This is a genomic window from Cytobacillus sp. BC1816 (genome assembly GCF_051353635.1).
GTDB classification, from domain to species: domain Bacteria; phylum Bacillota; class Bacilli; order Bacillales; family Cytobacillaceae; genus Cytobacillus; species Cytobacillus oceanisediminis_C.
In genome coordinates, this window is the sequence record NZ_CP195611.1 from 1235297 (window position 1) to 1257371 (window position 22075).

Sequence of the window (22075 nt, forward strand, 5' to 3'; positions counted from 1 at the left end):
GGGGGTATATAAACAATGAAAGCAATGTCTGCTAAAGAAGTAACAAAAAAGGTTATTCATAATGAAGAACTATTTATACTTGATGTCCGTAATGAAACCGACTTTAATGATTGGAAGATTGAAGGCAAAAAATTTGATTACTTGAATGTTCCATACTTCGATCTTCTTGATGGGGTAGAACCTATTCTTGATAAAATTCCGGCTGATAAAGAGCTTTTAGTAGTGTGTGCAAAAGAAGGTTCTTCTGTAATGGTCGCAGAAATGCTTGAAGAAGCAGGACGCGATGCTTCCTACCTGAAAGGCGGGATGAAATCTTGGAGTGAACACCTTGAGCCTGTTAAAGTGGGCGATTTGAAGGATGGCGGAGAAATGTATCAATTCGTCCGCATCGGAAAAGGCTGTCTGTCCTACATGGTGATTTCAAACGGTGAAGCTGCAATTGTCGATGCAACAAGAATGACAGACGTATTTACTGATTTTGCTGCTGAAAAGAATGCAGAGATCAAGCATGTCTTTGATACACATCTGCATGCAGATCATATTTCAGGCGGCCGCAAAATTGCTGAAAAAACGGGTGCTTCTTACTGGCTTCCTCCTAAGGATGCAGAGGAAGTAACATTTGAATACAGCCGTCTTGAAGATGGAAACGAAGTAATGATTGGTTCTACTAAGATCAGTATTCAAGCTGTTTATTCACCAGGCCATACAATCGGTTCAACATCTTTTGTAGTGGACGATCAATACCTTCTTTCAGGTGATATTCTATTCATCGATTCAATCGGACGTCCAGACCTTGCCGGTAAAGCTGGGGATTGGGCTGGAGATTTAAGAGAAACACTTTATAAGCGTTATAAAGACCTATCAGGCGAATTAGTTGTTTTGCCTGCACACTTCATGATTATTGAAGAATTAAATGAAGATGGCAGCGTATCCGAAAAACTTGGCACATTATTTGCTGAAAATCACGGACTAAATATTGAAGACGAAGGGGAGTTCAGAAAATTGGTTTCTGAGAATCTTCCTCCTCAGCCAAATGCTTATCAGGAAATCCGTGAAACAAATATGGGGAAAATCAGCCCGGACGAAGAAAAACAGCGTGAAATGGAAATCGGTCCAAATCGCTGTGCCGTAAGATAATCTTTTAGTAATATAATTCAAAATACTAATAATAAAAATTGGAGGAATGGAACATGAACGCAGCAAAAGTACTGGATGCAAAGGGTTTAGCTTGTCCAATGCCCATCGTAAAAACGAAGAAAGCAATAGGTGAAATCGAATCAGGGCAAGTGCTTGAAGTTCATACAACAGATAAAGGCGCAGTTAAAGATTTGGCTGCCTGGACAGAGTCAACAGGACATGAGCTTTTAAAACATGAGGATGACAATGGAGTGTTAAAGTTCTGGATAAAAAAAGGCTAATCTATTAAAAGGTAAAAGGGGGTTTCTACTCCCTTTTATCGCTAAAAGGAGGAGATAGCCACATGGATTTACCCTTTTTACTCGTTATATTTTTAATTGGTTTTATCGGGTCTTACATTTCCGGCATGGTAGGAATAGGAGGCTCTATCATTAAATATCCTATGCTTTTATACATTCCGCCTTTATTTGGATTAGCTGCTTTTTCTGCTCATGAAGTATCCGGAATAAGTGCAGTACAGGTGTTTTTTGCAACAATCGGGGGAGTCTGGGCTTACAGAAAAGGCGGATACCTGAATAAAACACTTATTATTTATATGGGTTCAGCTATACTAATTGGAAGTTTAATCGGGAGCTACGGTTCAAGGTTTATGACTGAAGGCGCCATTAATCTTGTATATGGTATATTGGCTTTAATTGCGGCAGTCATGATGTTCGTGCCGAAAAAAGGATTGGATGATATTCCCTTAGATCAAGTAAGGTTCAATAAATGGCTTGCAGCCTTTTTTGCTTTGATTGTCGGCATCGGAGCTGGAATCGTAGGTGCAGCTGGTGCATTTTTACTGGTTCCTATTATGCTGGTTATATTAAAGATCCCTACGAGGATGACAATTGCGACATCATTGGCCATCACGTTCATTTCATCGATTGGATCTACAGCTGGTAAATTGGCAACCGGCCAGGTGGACTATTTTCCAGCTGCCATAATGATCATTGCCAGCTTAATTGCTTCTCCATTAGGAGCTGCTGCAGGAAAGAGAGTGAATACAAAAATCCTCCAAGTCATATTGGCTGTTTTAATTCTGGCAACATCAATCAAAATCTGGATGGATATTTTATAATTAATAGGGAGGGGGCAGCGGATGCTGTTCCCTTTAAGTTTAACCTATCGTTAAGAGGAAAATATATTCTTATACTTAGTTAAGGGGAGAGCTGATTCAAATGGAAGAAGCTAAAGAGTCGAAATACATACAGCAGCATCTGGCGAATGAAAGAACCTTCCTCGCATGGGTCAGGACTTCTATCGCTGTAATTGGAATAGGCGTTTTGGCTTCAACACTGCATTTTAATAATGTGCAGAGAGTAAATAAGTTCGCTGACAGCATTGCCATTTCATTAAGTCTATTTTCTTTGGTTACCGGTCTGACAATCCTGGTATACTCTACCCTGAATTACTTTCAGGTCAGAAAAAGAATTAACATGCAGACCTACTCATCATCCCAATCTCTAATATACTTAATAACAGCTGTTATCTTTTTGATATTTATCTTATTGCTAACCTATTTATTTGTTATTTTAATTTAACTGCCGCATCCAGGGTTCAGCAGCAAAGGATATCTTAGTGAATGGCTTTCTTTTTAAATCTGCCGCCTCTGACTTCAGCAATATCAGCTACTGCCAAAAAAGCACTCTGATCTATTTCTTCGACAATTGATTTTAATTTTGCTTCTTCTAGTCTGGTTATGACACAAAAAATTACTTTTTTGTCATCTCCAGTGTATGCACCTTCCCCATTCAAGTAGGTAACGCCTCGTCCAAGCCGGGCCAGAATCGCTTCGCCTATTACCTTGTGCTGGTCGCTGATGATCCAGGCGGATTTGGATTCATCCAATCCGCTGATGACAACATCAATAGTCTTGAAAGCAATGAAATATGCAAGGATTGAATACATGGCACGGTCCCAGCCGAAAACAAATCCTGCAGTAGCAAAAATGAAGACATTGAAAAACATAATAATTTCCCCGACAGAGAACGGGAGTTTTTTATTTACCAGAATAGCCAGAATCTCTGTTCCATCTAAAGATCCCCCGTATCTGATCACCATTCCGACCCCAAAGCCAAGAACAATACCGCCAAATACTGTAGCTAACAGCAAGTCCTCCGTAAATACGGGAACATCATGCAAGAGGAGGGTAGTGGCTGATAATACCGCAATGCCCAGCAATGTAGACAAAGCAAAGGTCTTCCCTATCTGTTTGTATCCTATGTAAAAAAATGGAATATTTAAAATGAATATAAACCAGCCGAGTTTCCAGCCGGACATGTGAGAGAGGATAATGGAGATTCCTACTATTCCGCCATCCAGAATTTTATTGGGCACTAGGAATTCTTCGATTCCGACCCCCATAAGGATGGCTCCAAATATGATGAAGAAAATCCTTTTTGCAAGTTTGCCTTTAGTCAACCCTTTATGTACATTTGCTTCAACAGCAGCTTCAAGTGAAACGTTCATAAATGACCCCCATTTTAATTGATGAAAAATCTGTCAGACTAACGAGCATCTTTAATAAGCTAATAACATAATATGATAGCTTGTGCCACTTTAGCTCAAATTAATTATTCGATAAAGCTGATAAAAACTATATCTAATTATAACATTTCTTATATTAAATAAGGGATACCCTGATTCATAATGAAAAGTTGTGAGTCCTTATTAGAATAATTTCAGTTCTGGTGGAAAGGCGTCTTTTTTTTTTATCTATCAAAAATGGAATGAATATTTTATTAAAATACGATTAGCTCAAAGGTCTTAGGGGAAATAAACACATACAAGCTATAAGCTGATTAAGGGAGGAGTAGTAAAATGCATAAGGTTATTCAATTTGGCAAGAAGCTCGGAAAGGAATTTAAGAAAGATCGGGCAACCGGGCTTGCAGCCGAACAAGCCTATTATTATATGCTCTCCATTTTTCCTTTGTTAATTCTGCTTATCTCTATTGTTCCATATCTTTCACTGGATCCTCAAAAAGCATTATCATACTTGCAGAATGTAATGCCGTCAGATTCATTTAATGTTGTTGAAGATAATGTAGTGGATATCATTACCAAGCCGAACGGCGGCCTGCTGACGTTCGGTATCATAGGTACTTTATGGTCCGCTTCTAATGGAATGCAGGCTTTCATAAGAGCCATGAATGACGCCTTTGATGTGGAGGAGACGAGGTCATTTATAAAATCCAGACTAATATCCATAGGTCTGACTCTTGGTTTGCTCGCAGCATTCATCATTGCTATGGTTCTTCCCGTGTTCGGAAAAGTCATCATGAACTTTGTTGAGAATTTTATTAATATACCTGATGGGATGCAGATCCTGATCAATGTATTGAGATGGGCCATTGCTTTTGTAATCATGGTTACAGTCCTGGCTATTCTTTATAAGGTGGCACCGAATAAACATTTTCCTTTCAAACAGGTCTTGCCAGGTGCAATAGCCGCAACAGTTATGTGGCAGCTTATATCATTTGGATTGTCCTTTTATGTAAGCAATTTTGGGAATTATTCCGCCACATACGGAAGCCTAGGCGGAGTCATTGTATTGATGCTATGGTTCTTTTTAACCGGACTTGCCCTTGTTATTGGCGGGGAAATCAGTGCTCTCTATCACAGAAATAATACATTCAAGCCTGGCAGAGGAAAGAAAGATGACAAAGAAAATTCCAAGGTGCAAACAGATGCAGAAGCATATCGTACACTTTCAATAAAATAGGAAAAAATAAAACGAGGGCTCAGCCCTCGTTTTATTTGATGTGGTGGATAAAAGGTATTTTGATGGTCCACCATTTCTTTATTTTCTTCGGTGTTTCTTTTACAGCGGAAATCGTATTATTAAAGGTCTGTTTCTTATAATTGATATCTCTTTGAATTTCTTTCTGGGTTGCTGTCAGTTCATCAACCCCATTTTTTAATTGATCTGCTTTTAGCTGCATAACAGTGCTTATAGCTGTCAGTTTCTTAATTGCCGGTTTGGCATCCTTGTATGCTTTAAAAGCATAGAAGCCCAGAAAGATCAGGGATGCTGCAATAAGAATCAAACTTGCATATACAATGAACATTGTGACCTGCCTCCTCATGCTGGTTTTTAAGAAAATTTTCAAACTTCGATTACTCCTGGCTCCGGCCCCTTCCCCCTCGAGTTTTCGGGGGTAACCAAGGCACTTTGCTTTCCTTATTGTTTACCCATTACAAAAAAAAATTAACATTAAACCCCTGTAACCAACTTTAAGATAAAGGGGAATACTCAGAATAAATTAAAGAATTGACCTTCATATATGAGTTTGCTAGAATTGTTTTCATTATATTAATATATAATTTTATTGGGCAGGACATTGATCAATTGATGTGCTGTGGCAATAGATTTTACCTGTATATGTTCAGAGATAGGGTCTGAGCGTTTCTACCGGGCTGCCGTAAATAGCTTGACTACAGGGGATATAGCTTGTTCGAATCGGCATGCTATTTTCTTCTGTTTCTTATGGCAGCTTCGCATATTGCGGAGCTTTTTTTATTGGTTACTAAATAAGGAGGGAATGGCATGTCATCTTTTTTCCGGTTTCATGGAAGAGAAACATCATATAAACAGGAAACAATCGCAGGTTTAACGACATTTTTATCAATGGCATATATATTAATTGTAAATCCAATTATACTTAGCCAGGCTGGAATGGATAAAGGAGCTGTCTTTACGGCTACTGCACTGTCGGCAATTATTGGCTCTTTATTAATTGGCTTGCTGTCCAATTATCCAATTGGGATTGCACCAAGCATGGGACTCAATTCTTTCTTCACTTTTTCTGTCTGCATCGGGATGGGCATTCCATGGCAAACGGCTTTAACTGGTGTATTTGTTTCAGGGATTTTATTTGTGATTTTAAGCTTATTAAAAATACGGGAAAAAATTATTAACATGATACCCAAGGATTTAAAGCATGCAATAGCAGGGGGCATTGGCTTTTTTATTGCTTTTATCGGATTGAAAAATGCCGGTCTGATTGTAGGAAATGAGGCGACATTTGTTGCAATTGGCGATTTTAAATCCCCAGTCACACTGCTTGCAGTTTTCTGTTTTATCTTAACAATCGTTTTAATGGTAAGGGGAGTTAAAGGTGCCATTTTCTATGGTATGGTCATTTCAGCTGCTGCTGGAATGTTAATTGGCCTTATCGATAAACCGGAAAAAATTGTTGGGGCCATTCCGAGCCTTGAACCGACATTTGGTGAAGTTTTTCTGAATATTGATCAAATCTTTACGCCGGAAATGCTGGCAGTCATATTCACTTTCTTATTTGTTGCCTTTTTTGATACGGCTGGAGCCTTAATCGCCATTGCAAGCCAGGCGGGATTGATGAAGAATAATGAAATCCCTAATGCTGGAAAAGCGCTTCTGGCAGATTCAAGTGCTACTGTAGTCGGTTCGGTGCTTGGAACTTCTACAACTGCCTCCATGATTGAGTCCAGTTCAGGGATTGCGGCCGGAGGAAGGACAGGATTCACTTCTGTTATCATCTCTGCATGCTTCGCTATTGCATTATTCTTTTCTCCATTGCTCGGTGTAATTACCGCCGAAGTTACGTCTCCGGCACTTATCATTGTCGGAGCACTGATGGCTATGGAAGTTAAACATATCGATTGGGGAAAATTAGAAATTGCTATTCCGGCGTTTGTAACGATCTTAATGATGCCCCTGACTTTCAGTGTAGCAACGGGGATTGCACTCGGCTTCATCTTATACCCAATCACAATGCTGGCATTGAAAAGACCAAAAGAAATTCATCCAATAATGTATGGACTATGTATTGCATTTATGGGATATTTTGTTTATCTTGCATAAGGAAGAGGGCTGCCTGTATACTCAGGCAGCCTTTTTGTGAATCCTATAATTGCTTTGAAAAAATGGCTTTCTGCTGGATATCATTAAATGTTTGACTCCACTCCTTTAGTCTAAATTAAAAGAAAACAATAAAAATTAAAAAATCATTGAACAATAAGCCAAAGTAATACATAATATATATGAGCATATATTCATATAAGGAGTGGAACGAATGGGACACAGTCATGGTCACGGACATGGGCATTCACATGATCACCATCACACAGGCAATAAAAAGGCTTTAATGTGGGCATTTATTTTGATTGCTTCATTTATGATTGTAGAAGTAATTGGAGGAGTATGGACTAACAGCCTTGCACTGCTATCGGATGCTGGACACATGCTGAGTGATGCAGCTGCGCTTGGCTTAAGTTTTCTGGCAATCAAAATAGGGGAAAAAAAGGCGACAAATTCAAAAACATTTGGCTATAAACGATTTGAAATTATTGCTGCTTCAATTAATGGAATTACACTGCTCTTGATTTCTCTCTATATTTTCTATGAAGCCTACAGCCGCATTCTTGAGCCGCCGGCTGTTCAAAGTATGGGAATGCTGGTGATTTCATCAATCGGGCTGCTCGTAAATATCGCAGCGGCATTTATTTTAATGAGTGGGGATAAGGACCATAACTTAAATGTTAGGAGCGCTTTTCTGCATGTTCTTGGTGACTTGCTTGGTTCTGTTGGAGCTATAACAGCTGCGCTTCTAATTTATTTCTTCGGCTGGGGCATTGCGGACCCCATTGCCAGTTTAATGGTAGCAGTTCTCATCCTTATAAGCGGATGGAGGGTGGTAAAAGAGTCTTTTCATATTTTAATGGAAGGGACACCTTCCCACCTGAACCCTGAGGATATTAGAAAGAAACTCCTTGGCCTAGCACATGTAAAAGATGTTCATGATCTTCATATTTGGACGATTACTTCAGGTTTTCCTTCTCTTAGCTGTCATCTTGTGATTGAACATGATGGCGGTCACGATGCAGTACTTCATGCGGCGCAATCGGTACTGCATGATGAATATGGCATTGAGCATAGCACAATTCAAGTGGAAGGAGAAAGAAAAGGCTGCCCCGGCCAAAATGAAAGCTGCAATTAATAGGGGCCAAAGTTCATGAATGCTGGCTATGTTCGATTGCCTGGTTCAATAAACTAATGACGTGTTCATCATCATGGCTGTAGAAAAGAGTGGTTCCTTCACGGCGGAATTTTACCAGCCTCAGGTTTTTCAAAAAGCGCAGCTGGTGAGAAACCGTAGACTGAAGCAGTGATAAATTTTCGGCAATCTCATTTACCGAATACTCCCCGTGAAATAATAAATGAAGAATTCTAAGCCTGGTTGGATCTGATAATGCTTTGAATGTCTGGGAAACCATGAATAAGGTTTCTTCATCCAGATCGGCTGGGTTCTGCGCGTTTTCTTCTGTCATTTTGTTCACCTCTGCCTTCCATTATAATTCTGTTCTGAATAAAACGAAACCGCAGAGGTGTTCCCTCTGCGGTTTTAACATATTATTTTTTCTTTCTGACTTCCTGGTGAATTTCATCAACCAGTTTTTTCATTTCTGCATGGATTTGTTCCTTTTCCAGTTTCAGTTCCTTTTTTATTTCAGGCATTGATTTTCCTTGTTCCTTCATTTGAATTATTTCGCCCAGATCCTTATTTGCCGCCTTTGCCATTGCTGCACCTGAAATAAGGTAACGAAGAGGGACTCCTTTGTCAAGATACCCCTGCAGCACTTGAGGGGACTTTCCGGAATACTCGGAGACCTTTTGCAGAACAACTTGTTTATTGGTTTCCAGGAACTTATCCATGTGATGCTGGTGCTTTTTTATTTTCTCTAAATCCACTCCATACTGCTGTGCTGTTTTTTCCCAGGAAGAGTTATTTTTTTTATAAAAAGCCAATATGTCCCCAACCTGTTTATTTGAAAACTTTGCAATGTGGGCAGCTATGAAGATTTCCTTTTTGGTGAATCCTTGTTCCAGAAGGGATTTCATTAGGGATTCGTCAATCATTCTGTGATGGTGTTCATGCTTCTGCTCTTGTGCCGGTGATTGCCCCTTTGGTGCTGTTTCGGCGTTAACGGATAAAGCCGCCCCCATTAAAATAATGGAAAAAGACAATACTAATAGTAATTTTTTATTCATGCTGCACTCCTTTCAAAATTATAATTCGTATATAGCATTTCCCAAGATATAGCGAAAGCATAAATAAATTTGGTTATCTTTTTCACGAAAACGTTAAGGACAGATATATTCATTGAAAAAAAACACTCATTTCGATTACATTAAGAAAAGAAGACTGTTCGAGGACGGTGATGGGAAAATGAAAATACTTGTTGTGGAAGATAATGAAAGTGTCTGTTCAATGCTTGAGATGTTCTTTATGAAAGAAGGGTACCAGGGTGTCTTTGTACACGATGGGCAGCAGGGGTTTGAGCATTTTAATAAAGAAAGATGGGACCTGCTTATTGTTGATTGGATGCTTCCTATTATGGATGGAGTGACTCTCTGCCGTAAAGTAAGGGAATTGAGCAAAGTCCCGATCATTATGCTGACGGCTAAAGATAGCGAGTCCGATCAGGTTCTGGGCCTTGAAATGGGTGCTGATGATTATGTGACTAAGCCATTCAGTCCGCTGACGCTAATGGCCAGGATCAAAGCGGTGACACGCAGGTTTCAGGCTGAAGCAGGATCAGTGGATGAATCCCACTATGTTGCCAGTGAATACTTCAAAATCAGCAAAGAATCCAGAGAGGCCTATTATAATGGGCAGCTTCTCAAGAATTTGACCCCAAAGGAATTTGACTTGCTGTATTATCTTGTAAAACATCCGAAACAGGTTTTTACAAGAGAGCAGCTGCTTGATAGTGTATGGGGTTATCAGTTTTATGGAGATGAAAGAACGGTAGATGTACATATTAAAAGGCTCAGGAAAAAAATAGGTACAGATGAGCAGCCTTTTATCCATACAGTATGGGGTGTGGGCTATAAATTTGATGAAACGGCAGCAGACAATGAAAGTTAAATATTTTTATCAGCTGCTGATAAGTCATGTCAGCATCCTTATTCTGGCATTTCTGTTATTAAGCCTTCTTTTCTCCCAGTTTGTTGAGAGTTATATTTTTGAGAATAAAGTAGCAGAGCTTGATTCCTATGGCGAACAGATCCTGACTGATTTAACAGTCAGGATAGAGGGTGATGAACAATTTTTAACAGAATACAGCCAGCTGCTTGATGCAAGGAATATAAAATACATACTCTTTGACCATAAAGGGAGGGTCTTATATCCCGACCTTAAATCAGATCCGATGATTCAGCTGACCAAATCTGAGTGGGCTGAAATTTCGAAAGGAAATAAAGTAACTGTAAAGCATGATATAGAACGCTTCGGCCAGGAGGTAACATTGGTTGCCATGCCTTATATGCAGGGGGGCAATCTGGTTGGCGGAGTTTTGCTTCTGTCACCTATAACTGGAGCAATGGAGGTTGTCAGCCAATTAAATCGATTTTTGCTATATACCATCTTTATTTCACTCTCTGCGACCATTCTGTTAAGCCTGGTTCTCTCTAAAAATCTAATCAAGAGGATAACGGATCTCAGGAATGCTGCCTCTATGATTTCTTCCGGGAACTATGATGTGAATGTACCATACACTTATATGGATGAAATCGGTGAATTGACTAAAGACTTTAACGATATGGCAGCCAGATTGAAGGAATCTAATGAAGAAATTAAAAGACTGGAGAATAGAAGGAGGAAATTCATTGCTGATGTCTCGCACGAGCTGAGGACTCCTTTGACCACCATCAGCGGCTTGGCTGAAGGCATTAAAGGCGGGCTGATTCCGGAAGCGGAAAAAGAAAAAGGGATGATCCTGATTGACAGGGAAGCAAAGAGACTTATTCGTTTGGTAAACGAAAATCTGGATTATGAAAAGATCCGGTCCAATCAGCTGCAGCTGAATAAAATGGATATTGATCTTCTGGAAGCATTTGAAATAGTTAAGGAACAGCTGGAATTTCAGGCAGGGGAAAAAGGAAACAGGATATATCTTGAGGCAGAAGAAGGAGTTTCAGTTCATGCAGATTATGACCGGCTAATTCAAATTTTGGTTAATATTGTTAAGAATAGCATTCAATTCACCTATCAAGGCTCCATATTTTTAAGAGGACAAGAAGATCCTGATCAAACAGTGATTGAAATAGAGGACACGGGCATAGGCATCGATCCTCAAGAAATCGAGTCTATCTGGCTGCGTTTTTATAAAGCGGATCTATCCAGGACCAACCATTCCTTTGGTGAATTTGGCATTGGGCTTTCCATTGTTAAACAGCTTGTTCAGCTGCACAGCGGAGAGATTGCTGTCAGCAGTGAAAAAGAGAAAGGGACTAAATTTACGATTAAGCTTCCTCGGAAAACAGCATCTTCGCAATAAGGAAAAAAAAGGAACAGCCCTCTGACAGGCTGTTCCTTTTAATCATTTATGATAATACCTCTGTTTCTGTAAAAGGCACTTCTTTTGTGGGTGCCGACTCTTCTGTTTCTGGTACTGCAGTTACTTCAATATACTTAATATGGTGCTCTTCCATATCCAGGATTGTAAACCGGTAATTTTCATGTTCGATCATATCGCCTTGTTTGGCTTCGTAATTTTCTGTCAAAATCCAGCCGCCGATGGTATCGATATCTTCATCATTGATGTTTGTTCCCAGCAAGTCATTAACTTCGCTGACAAGAACTTTTGAATCAATGATATATTGGCCTTCTTGCGTCTTTCTGACCATGGGCACCTCATCCATGTCGAATTCATCACGGATCTCACCCACAATTTCTTCAATGATATCCTCAACAGTGACTAACCCTGAGGTACCGCCGTATTCATCCATTAAGATTGCCATGTGAATTCGTTCTTTCTGCATTTTTAGCAGCAGCTCATGAATAGGTATGCTGTCAATGACCCTGATAATGGGACGAATGTAAGATTCAAGGGTGCTTGATGATAATTCCCTGTTCATAATGAGATCTGTCATGACTTCTTTAATATTGACCATGCCAATGATATGATCCTTATCTCCATCTATAATGGGATAGCGAGTGAATTTCTCTTCCTGAACGATTTGCAGGAAGTCTTCAAGTGTATCATCTTTTGAGAGAGAAACAATTTCTGTACGCGGAACCATTATTTCTTTGGCGATACGATTATCAAACTCAAAGATTTTATTTACATACTTAAACTCAGATTGGTTGATTTCGCCGCTTTCATAGCTTTCCGATAAAATAATGCGAAGTTCTTCTTCAGAATGTGCCAATTCGTGTTCAGAAGCAGGCTTTAATCCAAACATGCTGGTCAATAGGCGGGCAGAACCATTTAGCGCCCAAATAATCGGATACATAACCCGGTAAAACCAGATTAAAGGACGTGTTGTTAACAGTGTAACCGCTTCTGCCTTTTGTATCGCCAGAGTCTTTGGAGCCAATTCCCCCACAACTACGTGCAGGAAGGTAATAAAAGCAAAAGCAATGCTGAAGGAGATAACATGCGAAATGGAAGATGGCAATCCGAAACTATTGATCACTGGCCGCAGCAGGTGTTCAATTGTCGGTTCACCCAGCCAGCCAAGACCCAGGGCTGTAATGGTAATTCCCAGCTGGCAGGCTGAAAGGTATTCATCCAAATTCGATATGACTTTCTTCGCAGCAATTGCATTTTTATTACCTTCTTCAATTAGCTGATCAATCCTGGAACTTCGTATTTTAACAATGGCAAATTCCGATGTAACGAAAAAAGCCGTTAAAGCAATTAAAATGGCTATAAAAACCAAGTTTAATATGTCCAAATAAGTTCCCCTTATCCCGCCTAAACGGGCAGGGTGTCACCTCCTGATTTTGTGAAAAATGGGATCAGCTGGTTAAGTCTGAAAGGGAACGGAGCAATGCAGTGCTTTCAATAGTCAGCTTCTTGGAAAAGCCATCTTTCTGTTCATCATCCAGTGTATTAATAAGCGGCATGAGAACAGCTATTTCTTGATGAAGCTGTTTAATCTGCAATGTGACTGCGTTAATATGCTTTTCAACTTCCCCTGTCTGAATCTCCCTTTTCGTTTTCATTTCTAGTTTTCTCTTAATCTCTTCAAGCGGAAGATGCAGCAGTTTGCATTCCTCAATAAATCTTAAATCAGACAATACTTCTTCTGAATATATGCGATAATTTGATTTTGAGCGTTTCGCTTTTATTAGGCCAATGCTAGTGTAGTAATCTATAGTTCTTTTAGAAACATTAGCAATATTGGCTAATTCGCCGATACGATAGTAAGCCCCATCATATCACCTCTGTTTTGAATACTTATACCCCATGAAAGTGCTTTACATCAAGAGATATAGTTAGAATCAATTATACGTTAGCACAAACCATACAGTCAAACGTAGTAGTTTGGAAAAAAGGGTTATATTTATTTTATGAAATTATGTATAAAATATGAAGTGAAAAGATTCGGAAAAATTAAATTTTTTAGTACCCAAAAGAGCCATATAGACTTATTCAATCTGAAGGTAAGGCAGCTTTCTGACAGGCAGAGGACTATATCAGCATTTGCAGCCGGATGGCAAACAAAAACCAAGAGCAAAAAAAACGCTCCCGGTCATTTCAAATAAAGGTCATATTTTCACAACTTCAATATAGGAAATATGATGCCCTTCCATTTCCTTAATAATAAATCTGAATCCTTCTTCTTCGATAAAGTCTCCTTGAGCGATATCATACTTCTGCGTCATTATCCAGCCTCCGATGGTGTCTACATCATCATCAGATAATGATGTTCCCAGAAGATCATTTGCCTCTGAAATCAGCAGCTTTGCATCCAGGATATAATGATTTTCTCCTGACTTTTGAATAAACGGAAGTTCGTCGGCATCGAATTCGTCTAGAATTTCACCTACTATTTCTTCGAGAATATCTTCAACTGTGACCACTCCAGCTGTTCCGCCGTACTCATCAAGGAGAATTGCCATATGGAAACGCTCTTTTTGCATTCTTAGGAGCAAATCGTGAATGGGTATGGTTTCAATCACCCTGATGACAGGTTTAATATATTGCCGTAAAGGATGTTTGCCTTCGCATTTTTTTCTAACGCAGTCAGTTAAGATTTCCTTTACATTAATAATCCCGAGAATATTATCTTTATCACCCGCCGTAACAGGATATCTGGTGTATCGCTCATTCAATATGAGGTCCAGGGTTTCTGCCAATGATGAATCTTCCGGAAGGGTAACGATCTCAGTTCGAGGAACCATTATCTCTTTAGCAATTCTATTGTCAAACTCAAAAATTCGATCTACATACTGATATTCTGATGGATTGATTTCTCCGCTCTTTAAGCTTTCAGATAGGATAATCCGAAGCTCTTCCTCTGAATGGGCCATTTCACTTTCCGATACAGGCTTCAGTCCAAATAATCCTGTAATAATTCTTGCTGAACCATTTAAAATCCAAATAAATGGATACATAATCCTGTAAAATAATATTAATGGTTTTGAAAAAGATAACGTTATTGCCTCTGCTTTCTGTATGGCAATGGTTTTTGGAGCCAGTTCTCCAATAACCACATGGAGAAATGTCACAACAGAAAAAGCAATGACAAAAGAGAGGATATGAGTTATGGAAGCCTGTAAGTTAATGCTTTCAAATACGGGATGGAGCAGCCTCTCAATAGTCGGTTCACCAAGCCAGCCGAGGCCCAGTGCTGTAATCGTAATCCCAAGCTGACAGGCAGATAAGTATTCATCCAGACTGCTTATAACTTGTTTTGCTGAACGGGCTTTAGCATTTCCCTCCATAATAAGCTGGTCAATTCGTGAAGTCCTTACTTTAACAATGGCAAATTCAGATGCAACAAAAAAAGCAGTTAATGCAATTAAGAAAATTAATAAAAATAGGTTAAGGGTGATCATATAAAACCCTTACACGATATGTAAGGGGCCGGCACCTCCTTTATTATAAGTACTTTTCCCTTATTCATGAATTTTACAGATAAACCAGGAATAAAGGATTTCCTTAATAAGAAATTACCCTTAATTAGGAGGAAGGTAACCGGTAAATAATAAAAAAGCCTGATGGCAGGCTTTTTCGAAAGATAAAGATATAAGTTCTGAAGTTAGATAACTGTCTAGCTCCAGGCGTCATCCGGTTTTATTTAATAACTCCATTCTCTTGCCAGAAGTCCATATACGGCAAGGTCGTGATATCGATTATAAAGGTACTCTCCATCCCGGATGATTCCTTCTTGACGAAAGCCGAGCCTCTCCGGTATCGCACGGCTTTTTCCATTTCTGATCCCGCAGCGTATTTCGATTCTGTTCAGTCTTAAATCAAAGAAAGCATGATTAATCATGGCCTGCACACTTCGTGTCATAATTCCGCTTCCCTCAAAATCTTTTGCAAGGTAATATCCAATGCTGGTTTGTCTGTTATTCCAGTCGATCTGGTGAAAACCAATAGAGCCTGAAAGCTTTCCCTGATAACGGATTCCTGCATTAAAGCCGTTGTTATCGGCAAACTGTTTCAGCCATATTGGAATAATAGAGTGATACTGTACAGGTGAAGCCATATTATCTACCCATGGGAGCCATTCTCTTAAATGACTGCGGTTGCTGTCCACCAGGTTGAAAAGCTCTTCTGAATGATGCAGCTGGAATAATTGCAATTCTATATCTTCATCTGCTTTTAAGGAAAACATGGGACCATCTCCTCCAATAATCTGTAAATATATTAATAATAATCTGAAATTGAATAAAAATATATATTTTGGTTCAAAATTATGTAAGCTATTAAGCCAGGAATAAGAAAAAGCTGCTCCTCAATTGGGAGTCAGCCTTTGACTTTTGCCTGTTTTTCAGTTGGCAGGATTATGCTGAAAACGGTCCAATCCGACTCTGTATCACAGGTAAGAGTCCCTTGATGTTTTTCAATTATCTCTCTGCATACAAATAAACCAAGCCCTGTTCCAAGTGTTTTTGTTGTAACAAATGGTTCGAAAATGGAACTGACGAGATGCTCTGGAATTCTCGGCCCATTGTTGGCAATATCTAGTTTTATGTGTCCTTCTGGAGTCCATTTGCTTTTAATATGAATGACTGGGTCGCTGCGGTACTGAGTAAGCACATCAATGGCATTGAAAATAATATTAATGAATACTTGACGGATTTCATCAGCATAGCCATTCAAATATATATCTTTGTTCATATCCTGAAGAATCTTAACCTTTCCATCCAGGATACTGGGATATAGAAATATCAGGACTTCATCTATTAATTCATTTAGAGAGAAAGTGATTTTCTCTTTTCCGATCAGTTCCTTTTTAGAGAGGAGCAAAAATTGTGAAATTCTAAAATTCAGCTGCTCCAGTTCATTTGAAATGATATCCAAATATTTCATGGTAGGATTTTCGGATTTTAACAGCTGGATAAACCCCTGTACAGATGTAAGCGGATTTCTGAATTCATGAATAAAGCTGGAAGTCATCTGGCCCAGCAGAGTCAATCTATCTTTATGGGTGGAATCGATAAATTGTGTCTTTTCCTTAATAATCTGATCTTTGGCATCCGTATATCTGGATACAGCGTGATATAAGAATTTATCGAAGCAATAACCGATTTTTTCGTACAGGCTCTGAAGTTCATGAAAATGTATTTCGGAACGATTCAATATATCGAGAAAGATTGTTCTTCCCAAGTTGACATTATAAACAAAGTCTCCGATATTAATTTCTGCTTTCACTCGCTGCTCAGCGACAGAGTAGGCCAGCTTCTGAATATATTCTTCAAGTTCATCGCCGTCTTTTATCAGAAATTGAATAATCAATTGGAACATGGCGGTGCCATTATCTTTGATTTTATCTTTAAAAGGATCATCCTTATTAATAAGGATTTTTTCATTCCATTCACTTAAAAGGTTTTCTTTCTCCGTTAGCAGAAGTTCCAATATAGCCTTATTTGTTTCAATCGTCATTTTACCCTCCACTTTTTCACATTAAAACAGTTATCCCATAGATTTCGATAGATTACAGCAAAATCCTCTGTTAATTTAATGGAAAATAACAGTAATTTTACCCTATGGATTATGGCTGTACTTGTGACAAAAAGCACACTCGTTTTTTTAGGAGAATTGATATATTTAAAGAACAAGGCAGTTTTTTATTTGTAAAATTGTCACTATTTCTTTTATAATATAGAAACAGGTGTAAATTTACACCAACAACAAAAAGGGAATGAAGCTGCATTGACTAGAGATGAAATTATACTGAAAGTTTCAGATAAGATCCGTCTTATCCGTACAGAGGCAGGATATACACAGGATAAGATGGCGGAAATTATTGGTGTTTCAAAGAAGACCCTGGTTCAAATTGAGAAAGGGCGGGCAGAAGCAGGATGGTCGACTGTGGTGGCTGTTTGTGCCTTATTCAGGGAAACGGAAACAGTCAGGTTTCTGTTTGGAAACGAACCCCTTGAAGTTCTGGAGACAATTGCTAGAGAGGGAATCGATTATAGGAAAGAAAAGACTCTTGGCGGAAAGCTCTGGTGGCGGGAATTGAAGAGAAGCAACGGTTTGATCCTTCAGCAGAATATCATCAGCCAGCATTACAGGATTATTGATCAGGACCATTTTAGAATTTACAGCAGTTTCGATGAAGCATCTTCTAAGGAACGGTTTGAGGAGCTGGCTGCAGAAAATAAAGGTCTTCAATAATAGGTTTATTCTATTAATATAAAAAGCAGCCGCCGGGCTGCTTTCCTGTTTTAAGGGATTTGCGGATTTTCCTTATCTTTAGCTATAAGCACAGGGCAAGGAGCATTTTTGGCAATTTTTGTGCTGGTGCTCCCAAGGAACATCTTTTTAATTCCGCCTTTGCCTGAGCTGCCCACTATAATTAAATCGGCATTTTCGACAGCAGCATATTCAGATATGCTGTCAGCGGGACTTCCTTCTATAACATCGAACTTTACATTAATGTTATATGGCTCAAGTATTTCCCTTGCATTAAAAAAAGTATTGTCAACACTATGTTTCACTTTTGCGTGAGTCGTGGCAGAGGATTCATCATGATATACCGGCAGGGGCGGTATTTGAATTCCTTCCAGCAGATACCCATTTGTCCTTACAGGCTCTATTGCCTTCTCATTGCTTATGGGAACATTTTCAATTGTCTCCTCAAAGACTTGTGTAATCAGAAGCTGGGCTTCAGGGTGCTGCTTAACCAATTCGATCGCCATATATAAAGCCTGTCTGCTTCCATCTGTATCATCATAACCTACTACAATTTTTTTAAAGAACATACTAGTTCACCCCTTCTTAAGGTAAGGAAACTTATTGGACATATACCCTTTATTGCAAGAAGCCAATCATTGAGAAATCAAATGGCTCCTGAAAAATTTGTGCATACCCCCATAAAAAACGATATTGCTTCGTAGACTATTAATAAAAATGAGGCAAACTCATATGGAATGCTATGAAGCAGTCCAGTTCCAAGCGTCTGCAAAAATTCCATTTTATCAAAAAGCATTCGGCCTACGATTGCTTTTTTTCATTGATGCCGGGTTTGGGAGATTTGCCGGCTTTTAAACTGGATTATAAATACCAGGTCTTACAGACTAAAAAGAAAATGTACAAAAGATGATAAAAAATTTGATTTTTTGGGTATATGTATATGTCTGGAAGAATTATAGTTTTTAGCTGGGAACAAAATACTATATGAAAACATATTCTTTGCAGGTATGCTGATATCGTTATAGCCTGAAGGTGACGTTAAACTGGCAAAATGATATTCAGCAAGAGATATTGGAGGAAATATGAGAAAGAGAACTTCTGTTATTAAAAAGTTTCAGTCAACTTGGAAAAAGCTGCACCTGACACAGGTAGCCATATTGCTTGCATCTACATTAGTCTTGGCTTTCTTAAGCTTCGTATATTTTTCATACAAGGATGCGGATATAAGTGCACTTGAAGCAGGGCTTGCACAATCTACAGTCATTTATGACGCTGATGAGGAAGTAGCCAGCAAGATTTCTGCAAACAAAAATGAAGGCATTTCAATCGATCAAATTCCTGATCATATGAAGAATGCGGTTATTGCCATTGAAGACCATCGTTTTTATGAACATGGAGGAATCGATTTAAAAGGTATAGGCAGAGCCTTTTTTACAAACCTGAAGGCTGGCGGAATTGTTGAGGGTGGCAGTACGCTTACTCAGCAGCTGACTAAAAACGCCTTATTGTCTTCAGAGAAAACATATAAAAGGAAGCTGGAAGAATTCTTCCTTGCGCTTGAGATAGAAAAGGAATACAGCAAAGATGAAATTCTTCAGATGTATTTAAACCAGGTTTATTTTGGAGAAGGCGCCTGGGGGATAAAGCGTGCAGCAATGAAATACTATGCAAAGGATGTTGAGGATCTCTCAATTAGCGAAGCAGCACTGCTTGCAGGGCTGGTTAAAGCCCCTTCTGCGATAAATCCTTACCAAAATGAAGAAATAGCAATTGAAAGAAGAAATCTCGTGCTTGATCGCATGAAGGAACACAGCTTTATTTCAGAAAAGGAATGGGAAAAAGCTAAGAATGAAAAGCTTGTTTTTGAAGACGGCGGGGGAGATCCCCTTAAAGGGAAGTACCCTTACTATGTAGATGTGGTTCTTGAAGAAGCTATTAATAAGTATAATATTTCCCTTGATGATCTTCTTAGCAACGGTTATCAAATATACACAGAGCTTGATCAGGATATGCAGGGCAGTGTAGAAGAAACCTACAAAAATGATCAATTATTCCCTAAAGGTACGGGGGAACAGCCAGTGCAAAGCGGAGCCATACTTCTGGATCCCCACAATGGCGGAATCCGTGCTCTTGCAGGGGGAAGAGGTGAACACACCCTTCTGGGACATAACCGCGCTGTCCATAAAGTAGGCCAGCCTGGCTCGACAATGAAGCCGATTGTACCATACGCAGCTGCACTGGAAGCGGGTTGGGGAATTACTGATGAACTTAAAGATGAGAGAATGACATTTGGCGAAGATTATGAGCCGAATAACTATAATGGCCAGTTCCGGGGAAATGTGCCGATGTATGAAGCGGTCAAGGATTCTTTGAATGTTCCTGCTGTATGGCTTTTGGATGAGATCGGTGTGGAAAAAGGGGTGGATGCCGCAAAGCGGTTTGGCATACCTGAAGCTGCCATCAATCAAAATCTGGCACTCGCCCTTGGGGGTACAAATGAAGGAGTTTCACCGCTAACCATGGCACAGGCATATGCTGTGTTTGCAAATGGCGGTGAAAGGCCGGAAGCCCATTCCATTACAAAAATAGTTGATAAAGATGGAGAGACAGTTGCTGAATGGAAAGGTGAAAACAAGAGAGTCATTTCAAAGGATGTTGCAGATAAAGTGACAACCATGCTTCTTGGGGTAGTTCAGCATGGTACAGGGAAGGCTGCCCAAATACCCGGCAGAGAAGTTGCGGGGAAAACTGGAAGTACACAAATGACCATTGAAGGCATAGATGGCGTTAAAGACCAATGGTTTGTCGGCTATACACCACAGCTGGTAGGTGCTGTGTGGGTTGGCCACGATATGACAGATGCAAAAAACTATCTTACAACCTCTAGCAGTGAAGGCACGGCTCCGATATTCCGGGAAATCATGGCAGAAGCCCTGAAAAACCAGGAAGCAGAATCATTTCATGTCCCTCAAATTGCTGGCCTGATGGAACAGAGGGAAAGGGAGCAGCAAAGAAAAGCATGGGAGGAAAACATAAGAAAAGAAACAGAGAAGGTAAAAGAAAAAATTGAAAAAGAAAAGGAAAAATGGAAAGAGAAATGGAGTAAAGGGAAAGAAAAAGATAAAAAGAAAGAAAAAGATAAAGGTAAAGAAGAATGATTAACAATATACATTTAATGAGTACAGTGAAAAACTGTACTCTTTTTTTAGGGGGTTCTGCATCATGGCAGAATAATTGACACCTTCCGGCAATTAGCGAAAAATCTATCGGAAGGACAATAAGTGAAGCTGAATGGTGACACCTGAACATCCAATTTTTGCAGGCAAAAATACCATAACCTTTCAATTGTAGGATTGGCATCAGAATTCTGACGTATATGATTTTCGGCATTTCACATTGGTGGGAAAAGACGGAACCTGGGATGTGGCGGAAAGAAATTACCAGTGAGGGTCCATTAAATATAAACGTAAAAAGCTGCTGCTGGAAGCTGGATTCCGGCTGTTTAAATGGTTGAAGAATCTGGTTTTTATCAGCCATTTAACATAGCTTATAAATAAAAAAAGGCCGGATGGCCTTTTTTAATAGAAATTATTTAGAATAACCAGCTGATTATCGCGCCAATTACCACAATCGCTCCAACTACCATAAAAATTGTACGTATCATTTATCTTCACTCCAATCACTTTGCAATAAAATGGTCATTATAGCTGAAATGTTTCAGCCGAATTAATTAAGCGTTTTTCAGACATACGAAGCACTGAAACATGGTTGCTGCACATTTCTTTGATTTCTTCCAGGTGCTTCTGAACTTCATTTCCTTCTACAATGATTTTTAGGGTCGTTTGCGGCTTCACTGTTAATAGGAAAGACACTAATTTAGACAGGTTTGAGGCATCCACAGCTTTGTGTTTGCTGTAGAGGTATGTAGTGCCTTCAAATTGTTTTGCTCCTTGATAAATTTCAAGCATTTTCTTCATTGTGAACCTATTTTGAACTAAAACATTGGTAGAAATAATTTCTTTCATTTTAATAATCTCCTTTTCAAAAAGTATTTTATATATTAATCGATTAATGATGTGGTTGTACTAGGGATTTACCCATGTAATCTGTACCGTAAACCACCCTGAATCAAAGTGTGAATAATTACCTTTTTTAAGTCGTTAATGATAACCAGGGTTAAGGCACTATCAGTCTCCGGAAGGAGATAAAAACCATCAAAAGCCGCTTAATCAATTGTTTGCCATTATTTA

The 22075-nt window shown here is 39.2% G+C and carries 22 protein-coding genes and 1 riboswitch; of the genes, 11 read left to right on the forward strand and 11 right to left on the reverse strand.

The window, feature by feature from the left end:
* The first annotated feature begins 15 nt into the window (after window positions 1-15).
* The 4 genes from ACR42H_RS06605 to ACR42H_RS06620 all read left to right on the forward strand — a co-directional run bounded on the left by ACR42H_RS06605 (window position 16) and on the right by ACR42H_RS06620 (window position 2720).
* Window positions 16-1137, forward strand: coding sequence for an MBL fold metallo-hydrolase (locus tag ACR42H_RS06605; protein ID WP_436375189.1), 1122 nt, complete (start codon window positions 16-18; stop codon window positions 1135-1137).
* Between the two features lie 53 nt (window positions 1138-1190).
* Entirely contained in the window at window positions 1191-1418 is a 228-nt protein-coding gene (locus tag ACR42H_RS06610; RefSeq protein WP_035326750.1) for a sulfurtransferase TusA family protein, read from the forward strand.
* A gap of 62 nt (window positions 1419-1480) precedes the next feature.
* The gene (locus ACR42H_RS06615) at window positions 1481-2257 is read left to right on the forward strand and encodes a sulfite exporter TauE/SafE family protein (protein ID WP_436375191.1); all 777 of its coding nucleotides are present in this window, start codon (window positions 1481-1483) and stop codon (window positions 2255-2257) included.
* A gap of 100 nt (window positions 2258-2357) precedes the next feature.
* Window positions 2358-2720: a YidH family protein gene (locus ACR42H_RS06620; RefSeq protein WP_113883498.1), complete on the forward strand. Its 363-nt coding sequence runs from the start codon at window positions 2358-2360 to the stop codon at window positions 2718-2720.
* 34 nt (window positions 2721-2754) lie between these two features.
* Here the strand turns inward: ACR42H_RS06620 and ACR42H_RS06625 are convergent, their stop codons facing one another.
* Window positions 2755-3648 carry a YitT family protein gene (locus tag ACR42H_RS06625; RefSeq protein WP_113883497.1) on the reverse strand — a complete coding sequence of 298 codons (894 nt, stop codon included), beginning with the start codon at window positions 3646-3648 and terminating at the stop codon, window positions 2755-2757.
* A 351-nt stretch (window positions 3649-3999) separates the two neighbouring features.
* Here ACR42H_RS06625 and ACR42H_RS06630 point away from each other — a divergent pair, with 351 nt between their 5' ends.
* A complete protein-coding gene (locus tag ACR42H_RS06630; RefSeq protein ID WP_436375193.1) occupies window positions 4000-4902 on the forward strand; it encodes a YihY/virulence factor BrkB family protein in 903 nt (300 codons plus the stop codon).
* A gap of 31 nt (window positions 4903-4933) precedes the next feature.
* On the opposite strand, the gene ACR42H_RS06635 is transcribed toward ACR42H_RS06630, so the two are convergent.
* The gene (locus ACR42H_RS06635) at window positions 4934-5248 is read right to left on the reverse strand and encodes a DUF948 domain-containing protein (protein ID WP_113883495.1); all 315 of its coding nucleotides are present in this window, start codon (window positions 5246-5248) and stop codon (window positions 4934-4936) included.
* A gap of 288 nt (window positions 5249-5536) precedes the next feature.
* Window positions 5537-5638: riboswitch (purine riboswitch) on the forward strand.
* A gap of 89 nt (window positions 5639-5727) precedes the next feature.
* Between ACR42H_RS06635 and ACR42H_RS06640 the strand changes: the two genes are divergently transcribed.
* Together ACR42H_RS06640 and ACR42H_RS06645 are read left to right on the forward strand one after the other, a co-directional pair.
* Complete coding sequence (locus ACR42H_RS06640; RefSeq protein WP_436375195.1) at window positions 5728-7023, forward strand: NCS2 family permease; 1296 nt, start codon at window positions 5728-5730, stop codon at window positions 7021-7023.
* 211 nt (window positions 7024-7234) lie between these two features.
* Window positions 7235-8158 (forward strand): cation diffusion facilitator family transporter, encoded by a 924-nt coding sequence (locus tag ACR42H_RS06645; RefSeq protein ID WP_113883493.1) that lies wholly within the window; start codon window positions 7235-7237, stop codon window positions 8156-8158.
* Between the two features lie 13 nt (window positions 8159-8171).
* On the opposite strand, the gene ACR42H_RS06650 is transcribed toward ACR42H_RS06645, so the two are convergent.
* Together ACR42H_RS06650 and ACR42H_RS06655 are read right to left on the reverse strand one after the other, a co-directional pair.
* Window positions 8172-8489, reverse strand: a complete 318-nt coding sequence (locus ACR42H_RS06650) for an ArsR/SmtB family transcription factor (RefSeq protein WP_113883492.1) — start codon at window positions 8487-8489, stop codon at window positions 8172-8174.
* Between the two features lie 82 nt (window positions 8490-8571).
* Window positions 8572-9210, reverse strand: coding sequence for a hypothetical protein (locus ACR42H_RS06655; RefSeq protein WP_113883491.1), 639 nt, complete (start codon window positions 9208-9210; stop codon window positions 8572-8574).
* A 178-nt stretch (window positions 9211-9388) separates the two neighbouring features.
* Between ACR42H_RS06655 and ACR42H_RS06660 the strand changes: the two genes are divergently transcribed.
* Both ACR42H_RS06660 and ACR42H_RS06665 read left to right on the forward strand, forming a co-directional pair.
* The gene (locus tag ACR42H_RS06660) at window positions 9389-10090 is read left to right on the forward strand and encodes a response regulator transcription factor (protein WP_113883564.1); all 702 of its coding nucleotides are present in this window, start codon (window positions 9389-9391) and stop codon (window positions 10088-10090) included.
* Window positions 10080-11501 carry a sensor histidine kinase gene (locus tag ACR42H_RS06665; protein ID WP_113883490.1) on the forward strand — a complete coding sequence of 474 codons (1422 nt, stop codon included), beginning with the start codon at window positions 10080-10082 and terminating at the stop codon, window positions 11499-11501. The genes ACR42H_RS06660 and ACR42H_RS06665 overlap by 11 nt, the downstream gene beginning before the upstream one ends.
* A 46-nt stretch (window positions 11502-11547) precedes the next feature.
* On the opposite strand, the gene ACR42H_RS06670 is transcribed toward ACR42H_RS06665, so the two are convergent.
* From ACR42H_RS06670 to ACR42H_RS06690, 5 genes are all read right to left on the reverse strand, one after another.
* Complete coding sequence (locus ACR42H_RS06670; protein WP_113883489.1) at window positions 11548-12903, reverse strand: hemolysin family protein; 1356 nt, start codon at window positions 12901-12903, stop codon at window positions 11548-11550.
* A 64-nt stretch (window positions 12904-12967) separates the two neighbouring features.
* Complete coding sequence (locus ACR42H_RS06675; RefSeq protein ID WP_113883488.1) at window positions 12968-13369, reverse strand: MerR family transcriptional regulator; 402 nt, start codon at window positions 13367-13369, stop codon at window positions 12968-12970.
* A 351-nt stretch (window positions 13370-13720) separates the two neighbouring features.
* Entirely contained in the window at window positions 13721-15013 is a 1293-nt protein-coding gene (locus tag ACR42H_RS06680; RefSeq protein WP_436375197.1) for a hemolysin family protein, read from the reverse strand.
* Window positions 15014-15255: 242 nt separating this feature from the next.
* Window positions 15256-15798, reverse strand: coding sequence for a GNAT family N-acetyltransferase (locus tag ACR42H_RS06685; RefSeq protein WP_113883486.1), 543 nt, complete (start codon window positions 15796-15798; stop codon window positions 15256-15258).
* Window positions 15799-15929: 131 nt separating this feature from the next.
* Window positions 15930-17069 carry a histidine kinase N-terminal domain-containing protein gene (locus ACR42H_RS06690; protein ID WP_113883485.1) on the reverse strand — a complete coding sequence of 380 codons (1140 nt, stop codon included), beginning with the start codon at window positions 17067-17069 and terminating at the stop codon, window positions 15930-15932.
* Window positions 17070-17339: 270 nt separating this feature from the next.
* Between ACR42H_RS06690 and ACR42H_RS06695 the strand changes: the two genes are divergently transcribed.
* Window positions 17340-17807, forward strand: a complete 468-nt coding sequence (locus ACR42H_RS06695; protein ID WP_009331481.1) for a helix-turn-helix transcriptional regulator — start codon at window positions 17340-17342, stop codon at window positions 17805-17807.
* A 50-nt stretch (window positions 17808-17857) separates the two neighbouring features.
* On the opposite strand, the gene ACR42H_RS06700 is transcribed toward ACR42H_RS06695, so the two are convergent.
* Window positions 17858-18394 carry a universal stress protein gene (locus ACR42H_RS06700; RefSeq protein ID WP_113883484.1) on the reverse strand — a complete coding sequence of 179 codons (537 nt, stop codon included), beginning with the start codon at window positions 18392-18394 and terminating at the stop codon, window positions 17858-17860.
* 513 nt (window positions 18395-18907) lie between these two features.
* Here ACR42H_RS06700 and ACR42H_RS06705 point away from each other — a divergent pair.
* Entirely contained in the window at window positions 18908-20983 is a 2076-nt protein-coding gene (locus tag ACR42H_RS06705) for a transglycosylase domain-containing protein (RefSeq protein ID WP_113883483.1), read from the forward strand.
* Window positions 20984-21526: 543 nt separating this feature from the next.
* On the opposite strand, the gene ACR42H_RS06710 is transcribed toward ACR42H_RS06705, so the two are convergent.
* On the reverse strand, window positions 21527-21850 hold the full coding sequence (locus tag ACR42H_RS06710) for an HPr family phosphocarrier protein (RefSeq protein WP_113883482.1): 324 nt from the start codon (window positions 21848-21850) through the stop codon (window positions 21527-21529).
* Window positions 21851-22075: the final 225 nt, after the last annotated feature.